General features: G+C 70.9%; 7 protein-coding genes. 5 read left to right on the forward strand and 2 right to left on the reverse strand.

All coding sequences use genetic code 11. The features are described 5' to 3' along the window. Positions 1 to 42: 42 nt before the first annotated feature. Together ACFW2G_RS29235 and ACFW2G_RS29240 are read right to left on the reverse strand one after the other, a co-directional pair. On the reverse strand, positions 43 to 402 hold the full coding sequence (locus tag ACFW2G_RS29235) for a hypothetical protein (RefSeq protein WP_236647869.1): 360 nt from the start codon (positions 400 to 402) through the stop codon (positions 43 to 45). 24 nt (positions 403 to 426) lie between these two features. Then, positions 427 to 1,374, reverse strand: a complete 948-nt coding sequence (locus tag ACFW2G_RS29240) for a heme o synthase (RefSeq protein WP_078557166.1) — start codon at positions 1,372 to 1,374, stop codon at positions 427 to 429. A gap of 324 nt (positions 1,375 to 1,698) precedes the next feature. On the opposite strand from ACFW2G_RS29240, the gene tkt reads away from it, so the two are divergent. From tkt to pgl, 5 genes are all read left to right on the forward strand, one after another. After that, positions 1,699 to 3,786: a transketolase gene (tkt, locus tag ACFW2G_RS29245; protein WP_384582961.1), complete on the forward strand. Its 2,088-nt coding sequence runs from the start codon at positions 1,699 to 1,701 to the stop codon at positions 3,784 to 3,786. A gap of 34 nt (positions 3,787 to 3,820) precedes the next feature. Continuing rightward, complete coding sequence (gene tal, locus ACFW2G_RS29250) at positions 3,821 to 4,939, forward strand: transaldolase (RefSeq protein WP_037930090.1); 1,119 nt, start codon at positions 3,821 to 3,823, stop codon at positions 4,937 to 4,939. A 5-nt stretch (positions 4,940 to 4,944) separates the two neighbouring features. Beyond that, on the forward strand, positions 4,945 to 6,471 hold the full coding sequence (gene zwf / locus ACFW2G_RS29255) for a glucose-6-phosphate dehydrogenase (protein WP_037930087.1): 1,527 nt from the start codon (positions 4,945 to 4,947) through the stop codon (positions 6,469 to 6,471). Beyond that, positions 6,468 to 7,499 carry a glucose-6-phosphate dehydrogenase assembly protein OpcA gene (gene opcA / locus ACFW2G_RS29260; RefSeq protein ID WP_384454310.1) on the forward strand — a complete coding sequence of 344 codons (1,032 nt, stop codon included), beginning with the start codon at positions 6,468 to 6,470 and terminating at the stop codon, positions 7,497 to 7,499. The genes zwf and opcA overlap by 4 nt, the downstream gene beginning before the upstream one ends. Positions 7,500 to 7,622: 123 nt before the next feature. Further along, on the forward strand, positions 7,623 to 8,405 hold the full coding sequence (gene pgl, locus ACFW2G_RS29265; RefSeq protein ID WP_037930080.1) for a 6-phosphogluconolactonase: 783 nt from the start codon (positions 7,623 to 7,625) through the stop codon (positions 8,403 to 8,405). The last annotated feature ends 43 nt before the right edge of the window (positions 8,406 to 8,448 follow it).

Raw genomic sequence — 8,448 nt, forward strand, 5'->3', positions numbered from 1 at the left:
CCGAGGGCGCACGCCGGCGCCCCGGATGCCGGTCCGGGCCGGTCAGGCCGCCGGGTTCGGGGTTCCGCCGAGCTGGAGGCCGGCCATCCGCGACCACTCGTACGGGCCCGTCCGCACGCGCGCGGCGAACTCCCCGTCGAACTCGTCGTGGAGGGTCAGCCCGGCCTTCTGAGCGGCCAGCTGCGCCACCGCGAAGGTCGGGGCCACCAGGTCGCCCCAGCCGCCGTCCGTGCCCACGAGCACGATGCGGGTGCCGGCCTGGCCGATGTGGGCGAGCTGGCCCTCGGCGCCGCCGTGCTGCTTGGCGAAGGCGCCGATCTGCCGGGCCAGCTTCGCGGCCGTACGGTCCTGCTTCTTGTCCGCGGCGCCTGCGGCGGCCGCGGTGTCTGCGGTGTCTCCCATGGAAGCCATGCTACCGGCGAGTAATCAACGGAGGAAGGGATCCACGGCCACCGCCACGAACAGCAGCGACACATAGGTGATCGACCAGTGGAACAGGCGCATCTCCTTGAGCTTCGCGCCCGTCACGCCCGCCTTGGCCCGCGCGTGCAGCGCGTGCGCCTCCCACAGCCACCAGCCGCCGGCCAGCAGCGCGACCGAGGTGTAGAACCAGCCGGTGTACCCCAGCGGGGTCAGCAGCAGCGAGACGCCGACCATGACCCAGCTGTAGAGGACGATCTGGCGCGCGACGACCTTGTTGCCGGCGACGACCGGGAGCATCGGCACGCCGACGCGCGCGTAGTCGTCGGCCACCTTCATCGACAGCGGCCAGTAGTGCGGCGGCGTCCAGAAGAAGATGACGAGGAAGAGGATGACGGCGGCCCAGGAGACCTCGTTGCGGACCGCGGACCAGCCGATGAGCACCGGCAGGCAGCCCGCGATGCCGCCCCAGACGATGTTCTGGGTCGTGCGCCGCTTCAGCAGCATCGTGTAGACGACCACGTAGAAGAGGAGCGCGCCGAGGGAGAGCGCGGCCGACAGCCAGTTGACGAGCAGGCCGAAGAACAGGGTGGAGACCACGCCGAGCGTGATGCCGAAGACCAGGCACTCCCGCGGGCTGACCATGCCGGTCACCAGCGGGCGCTGGGAGGTCCGGTCCATCAGCGCGTCGATGTCGCGGTCGATGTACATGTTCAGCGCGTTGGCGCCGCCCGCGGACAGGTAACCGCCGACGCAGGTCACCAGGACCAGCCACAGCGACGGCACGCCCTGCTCCGCGAGGAACATGACCGGCACTGTGGTGATCAGCAGAAGTTCGATGATCCGCGGCTTGGTCAATGCCACGAAAGCCATGACGCGGGTCCCGAACGGCCGGTGACCGGGGCTCGTCCCGAGCACCCCCGCTGGACGGGATTCGACGGCCGTCACGCACACCCCTGAGAGAGAATCCAGCAAGCTCCGACTCGGGCCCTTCACACCATGAAGGCCCGGTTAAGGCTTGCGCGTACCACGCCACTGTAGACGTTGCGCTTCCGTCGCCCCGCGCCGGGGTCGCCTCGTGTTGGGCCGATCGGACCGTGCATACATACGGGGCACGGCATCCGCCGCGCCCCCGTGGCCGGGTGAACGCGGGTGGGCGGCGCGATGACGGACCGCCTGCACTCGAATAGCTGCACGCCGTTGCGGGGGTAGGCTCGGAATCGCCGGTGCACCGTTCGTCACCGGGACACGAACTTGTGGAGAGGAGCCCTGACCCAGGTGAGCACCAAGCCGACCACCACAGAGCTCGAGTGGACCGAACTGGACCAGCGGGCCGTCGACACCGCCCGCATCCTGGCCGCCGACGCGGTCCAGAAGGTCGGAAACGGCCACCCCGGTACGGCGATGAGCCTGGCGCCCGCCGCGTACACCCTCTTCCAGAAGGTGATGCGGCACGACCCGGCGGACCCCGAGTGGGTGGGCCGCGACCGTTTCGTGCTCTCCGCGGGGCACTCGTCCCTGACCCTCTACACCCAGCTGTACCTGGGCGGGTTCGGGCTCGAACTGGACGACCTGAAGTCCTTCCGCACCTGGGGCTCCAAGACCCCGGGCCACCCGGAGTACGGCCACACGGCCGGCGTCGAGACCACCACCGGCCCCCTCGGGCAGGGTGTCGCCAACGCGGTGGGCATGGCCATGGCCGCCCGCTACGAGCGCGGCCTCTTCGACCCGCAGGCGGCCCCGGGCACCTCCCCGTTCGACCACATGGTCTACGCGATCGCGGGCGACGGGTGCCTCCAGGAGGGCATCTCCCACGAGGCGTCCGCGCTGGCCGGCCACCAGAAGCTCGGCAACCTCGTCCTCCTCTGGGACGACAACCACATCTCCATCGAGGGTGACACGGAGACGGCCGTCTCCGAGGACACCATGAAGCGCTACGAGGCCTACGGCTGGCACGTCCAGCGCGTCGAGCAGCAGGAGAACGGCGACCTCGACCCGAAGGCCCTGTTCGCCGCGCTCCAGGCCGCCAAGGCCGTCACGGACCGGCCGTCCTTCATCGCGGCCCGCTCGATCATCGCCTGGCCCGCTCCGCACGCCCAGAACACCGAGGCCGCCCACGGCTCTGCACTCGGCGACGACGAGGTCGCGGCCACCAAGCGCGTGCTCGGCTTCGACCCGGAGCAGACCTTCGAGGTCGCCGACGAGGTCATCGCCCACACCCGCAAGGCGCTGGACCGGGGCCGCGAGGCCAAGGCCGCCTGGGAGAAGGACTTCTCCGCCTGGCGCACCGCCAACCCGGAGCGCGCCGCCTCCTTCGACCGGATCAACGCGAACGAACTGCCCGCGGGCTGGGAGGAGCAGCTCCCCGTCTTCGAGGCCGGCACGTCCCTCGCCACCCGCGCCGCCTCCGGCAAGGTGCTCCAGGCGCTCGGCGCGGTCATCCCGGAGCTGTGGGGCGGCTCGGCCGACCTGGCCGGCTCCAACAACACCACCATCGACAAGGACTCCTCGTTCCTTCCGGTGGGCAACCCGCTGCCGGAGGCCGACCCGTACGGCCGCACCATCCACTTCGGCATCCGCGAGCACGCCATGGCCGCCGCCATGAACGGCATCGCGCTGCACGGCCACACCCGTATCTACGGCGGCACCTTCCTGGTGTTCTCCGACTACATGCGCAACGCCGTGCGCCTGTCCGCCCTGATGCACCTGCCGGTGACCTACGTGTGGACGCACGACTCCATCGGCCTCGGCGAGGACGGCCCGACCCACCAGCCGGTCGAGCACCTGGCCTCGCTGCGCGCCATCCCGGGCCTGACGATCGTCCGCCCGGCCGACGCCAACGAGACCGCGATCGCCTGGCGCGAGATCCTCAAGCGCCACACGAAGGTGTTCGGCAAGGGCACCCCGCACGGTCTGGCCCTCACCCGTCAGGGCGTGCCGACGTACGAGGCCGACGAGAACACCGTCAAGGGCGGCTACGTGCGCTTCGAGGCGGAAGGCGGCGACGCCCAGGTCGTCCTCATCGGCACCGGCTCCGAGGTGCACGTGGCCGTCGAGGCCCGCGAGCAGCTCCAGGCCGCCGGCATCCCCACCCGCGTGGTCTCGATGCCGTCCGTGGAGTGGTTCGAGGAGCAGGACCAGGCGTACAAGGACAGCGTCCTGCCGCCCTCCGTCAAGGCCCGGGTCGCGGTCGAGGCGGGCATCGGCCTGACCTGGCACCGCTACGTCGGTGACGCGGGCCGGATCGTGTCGCTGGAGCACTTCGGCGCCTCGGCCGACGCGAAGGTCCTCTTCCGCGAGTTCGGTTTCACGCCGGAGGCCGTCGTCGCCGCCGCCCGGGACTCCCTCGCCGCCGCCGCGCGCTGACGCGCGTACTACACCAGTAGGAGATGCAATTCCCATGACAGACGCACTCAAGCGCCTCTCCGACGAAGGCGTGGCGATCTGGCTGGACGACCTGTCCCGCAAGCGCATCACGTCCGGCAACCTGGCCGAGCTCATCGACCAGTCGCACGTGGTCGGGGTCACCACCAACCCGGCGATCTTCCAGAAGGCGATCAGCGGTGGCGAGGGCTACGAGCGACAGCTCACCGACCTCGCGACCCGCAAGGTCACCGTGGACGAGGCGCTGCGCATGATCACGACGGCGGACGTCAGGGACGCCGCCGACATCCTGCGCCCGGTCTACGACCGCACGGACGGCCAGGACGGCCGCGTGTCGATCGAGGTGGACCCCCGACTGGCCCACGACACCGCGGCGACGATCGCCGAGGCCAAGCAGCTGGCCTGGCTGGTGGACCGGCCGAACACGCTCATCAAGATCCCGGCCACGAAGGCCGGCCTGCCGGCGATCACCGAGGTCATCGGCAAGGGCATCAGCGTCAACGTCACGCTGATCTTCTCGCTGGAGCGCTACCGCGAGGTCATGGACGCGTACCTGGCGGGGCTGGAGAAGGCCAAGGCCGCAGGCCTGGACCTCTCCCTGATCCACTCGGTCGCCTCCTTCTTCGTGTCCCGCGTGGACACCGAGATCGACAAGCGACTCGACGCCGTCGGCACCGACGAGGCGAAGTCGCTCAAGGGCAAGGCGGCCCTCGCCAACGCCCGTCTGGCCTACCAGGCCTACGAGGAGGTCTTCTCCTCGGACCGCTGGGCCGCCCTGGAGCGCGCCGGAGCCAACAAGCAGCGTGCGCTGTGGGCCTCGACGGGCGTCAAGGACCCGGCGTACAAGGACACCCTGTACGTGGACGACCTCGTCGCCCCGAACACGGTGAACACCATGCCGGAGGCCACCCTGGAGGCCACCGCCGACCACGGGCAGATCACGGGTGACACCGTGCGCGGCAGCTACGAGCAGGCGCGTGCCGAGCTCGATGCGGTCGCGAAGCTGGGCATCTCGTACGACGATGTCGTTCAGCTGCTTGAGGACGAGGGCGTCGAGAAGTTCGAGGCGTCCTGGAACGACCTGCTGAAGTCGACCGAGGCGGAGCTGCAGCGCCTCGCCCCCACGGAGGCCTGACCACTTTGTCTGTAAACGGAGCGAACCCGCTTCGTGACGCACAGGACCGGCGGCTCCCGCGCATCGCGGGGCCGTCCGGCCTGGTCATTTTCGGCGTTACGGGTGACCTGTCGCGCAAGAAGCTGATGCCTGCCGTCTACGACCTGGCCAACCGCGGCCTGCTCCCGCCGGGCTTCTCGCTCATCGGGTTCGCCCGCAGGGAGTGGGAACACGAGGACTTCGCCCAGGAGGTGTACGAGGCGGTCAAGGAGCACTCGCGCACCCCCTTCCGCGAGGAGGTCTGGCAGCAGCTGGTGCAGGGCTGCCGCTTCGTCCAGGGCGACTTCGACGACGACGCCGCCTTCGAGACGCTGAAGGCGACGATCGACGACCTCGACAAGGCGCAGGGCACGGGCGGCAACTTCGCCTTCTACCTCTCCGTCCCGCCGAAGTTCTTCCCCAAGGTGGTCCAGCAGCTCAAGGACCACGGTCTGGCGCAGAAGGAGGGCTCCTGGCGGCGTGCCGTCATCGAGAAGCCCTTCGGTCACGACCTGAAGAGCGCCGAGGAGCTGAACAAGGTCGTCCACGAGGTCTTCCCCCGTGACGAGGTCTTCCGGATCGACCACTACCTCGGCAAGGAGACCGTCCAGAACATCCTGGCGCTCCGCTTCGCCAACACGATGTTCGAGCCGATCTGGAACCGGTCGTACGTCGACCACGTGCAGATCACCATGGCCGAGGACATCGGCATCGGCGGGCGGGCCGGCTACTACGACGGCATCGGCGCGGCCCGTGACGTCATCCAGAACCACCTGCTGCAGCTGCTCGCGCTGACCGCGATGGAGGAGCCCGGCTCCTTCCACCCCAAGGCGCTGGTGGCGGAGAAGCTCAAGGTGCTGACGGCGGTGCAGCTGCCGGAGGACCTGGGCAAGCACACCGTGCGCGGCCAGTACGCGGCGGCCTGGCAGGGCGGCGAGAAGGTCGTCGGGTACCTCGAAGAGGACGGCATCGACCCCAAGTCGAAGACCGACACCTACGCGGCCATCCGCCTGGAGATCAACAACCGCCGCTGGGCGGGCGTCCCCTTCTACCTGCGGACGGGCAAGCGCCTGGGCCGCCGGGTGACCGAGATCGCGGTGGTCTTCAAGCGGGCCCCGTACCTGCCGTTCGAGTCGGGCGCGACCGAGGAGCTGGGGCAGAACGCCCTGGTCATCCGGGTCCAGCCGGACGAGGGCGTGACGGTGCGCTTCGGGTCCAAGGTGCCGGGCACGTCCATGGAGGTCCGGGACGTCACGATGGACTTCGCCTACGGCGAGTCCTTCACGGAGTCGAGCCCCGAGGCGTACGAGCGGCTCATCCTCGACGTGCTCCTCGGCGACGCGAACCTCTTCCCGCGCCATCAGGAGGTCGAGCTGTCCTGGAACATCCTCGACCCGATCGAGGAGTACTGGGACAAGCACGGCAAGCCCGCGCAGTACCCGGCGGGCACCTGGGGACCGGTCGAGGCGGACGAGATGCTCGCACGAGACGGACGGAGCTGGCGCCGGCCATGAAGATCGACCTCACGGAGACCAACTCCAGCAAGATCAATGCCGCGATGGTGCAGGCACGCCGGGACATCGGCACGCCGGCCGTCGGCATGGTCCTCACGCTGGTGATCGTGACCGACGAGGAGAACGCGTACGACGCGCTCAAGTCGGCGAACGACGCGTCCCACGAACACCCCTCGCGGATCGTCGTCGTCATCAAGCGGGCCAGCCGCTCCCCCCGCAGCCGCCGTGACGCCCGGCTCGACGCGGAAGTCCGCGTCGGAGCGGACGCGGGCAGCGGTGAGACGGTCGTGCTGCGCCTTCACGGCGAACTGGTCGACCACGCCCAGTCGGTGGTTCTCCCGCTGCTCCTTCCGGACGCGCCTGTGGTCGTCTGGTGGCCGGACGGCGCCCCCACGGACCTGGCGGGCGATCCGCTGGGTGCGCTCGGGCAGCGCCGCATCACGGACACGTACTCCTGCGAGAATCCGGTCGGGACGCTCGGCGCCCGGGCCGGTGCGTACGCCCCCGGGGACACGGATCTGTCCTGGACCCGGATCACCCCCTGGCGGTCGATGCTGGCCGCGGCGCTGGACCAGCAGGCCCTGACGGTCGTGTCGGCGACCGTCGAGGGCGAGGCGGACAACCCGAGCTGCGAGCTGCTGGCCATGTGGCTGGCGGACCGGCTCCAGGTGCCCGTCCGCCGCACGCTGTCGGCGGGTCCGGGGCTGACGGCCGTGCGCCTGGCCACCAAGGACGGCGATATCGTCCTCAACCGGGCGGACGGCGGACTGGCCACGCTGTGCATGCCGGGCCAGCCCGACCGGAACGTGGCGCTCAAGCGCCGCGACACGGCCGAGCTCCTGGCGGAGGAGCTGCGCCGGCTGGACCCGGACAACACGTACGAGGCGTCGCTGAAGTACGGCGTGTCCCAGCTGGCGGCGAATGCGCCGGAGCCGCAGGCCCGCGCCGAGGCCGAGGCCGGCGCTCCGGCCAAGGCCGAGCCCTCGAAGCCGGCCTCCAAGCCGTCGAAGAAGGCCCCGGCCACGTAGCCGACCCGCTGCGCGGAGCCTGTTCCCCGCCCCGCTCCTTCCCGAACCGGGGCTGGAGGCGGAGCGGGGAGCGGCTCCGCGCAGCGGTATCACACACCACCAAGAAGGCGGCAGCACATGGGTATGACGACTCCTCAGGTCGTCGTCCACCGGGACAAGGAGCTGATGGCCCAGGCCACCGCGGCCCGGCTCATCACGAAGATCGTGGACGCCCAGGCGGCGCGCGGCACCGCGTCCGTGGTCCTGACCGGCGGACGCAACGGCAACGGCCTGCTCGCCGCACTGGCCGCCGCCCCGGCCCGCGACGCGGTCGACTGGCACCGGCTCGACCTGTGGTGGGGCGACGAGCGGTACGTGCCCGCCGACGACCCCGAGCGCAATCACACCCAGGCCCGTGAGGCCCTCCTGGACTCCGTCCCGGTCGATCCCGCCCGCGTGCACGCCATGCCCGCCTCGGACGGCCCGTACGGCGCGGACGTGGACGCGGCGGCCGCCTCGTACGCGGCCGAGCTGGCGCGCGCGGCCGGTCCGGAGGATCACGGCCCGGTCCCCCGCTTCGACGTGCTGATGCTGGGCGTGGGCCCGGACACGCACGTCGCCTCGCTCTTCCCCGAGCACCCGGCGGCCCGGGAGACCAGCCGCACGGTGGTCGGCGTGCACGGCGCGCCCAAGCCCCCGCCCACCCGGATCTCGCTGACTCTCCCGGCCATCCGGGCGGCCCGTGAGGTCTGGCTGCTGGCGGCCGGCGAGGACAAGGCCGGCGCGGTCTCCATCGCCCTCGGCGGGGCCGGCGGCGTGCAGGCACCGGCCGCGGAGGCGTACGGGCGCTCGCGCACCCTGTGGCTCCTGGACCGCGCGGCGGCGGCGAAGCTGCCGTCCGGGATGTATCCCCCCGCCTCCTCCTGACGACGGCTGACGCACATGCGTGAGGGGCCCGCTCTCCCCGGGG

Source organism: Streptomyces sp. NPDC058880 (assembly GCF_042742535.1).
Lineage (GTDB): Bacteria > Actinomycetota > Actinomycetes > Streptomycetales > Streptomycetaceae > Streptomyces.

Excerpts from the sequence above, each read along its gene's own strand:
- ACFW2G_RS29235 (WP_236647869.1), bottom strand. The coding sequence starts at position 402 with ATGGGAGACACCGCAGACACCGCGGCCGCCGCAGGCGCCGCGGACAAG.
- tal (WP_037930090.1), top strand. The coding sequence starts at position 3,821 with ATGACAGACGCACTCAAGCGCCTCTCCGACGAAGGCGTGGCGATCTGG.
- opcA (WP_384454310.1), top strand. The coding sequence starts at position 6,468 with ATGAAGATCGACCTCACGGAGACCAACTCCAGCAAGATCAATGCCGCG.
- pgl (WP_037930080.1), top strand. The coding sequence starts at position 7,623 with ATGACGACTCCTCAGGTCGTCGTCCACCGGGACAAGGAGCTGATGGCC.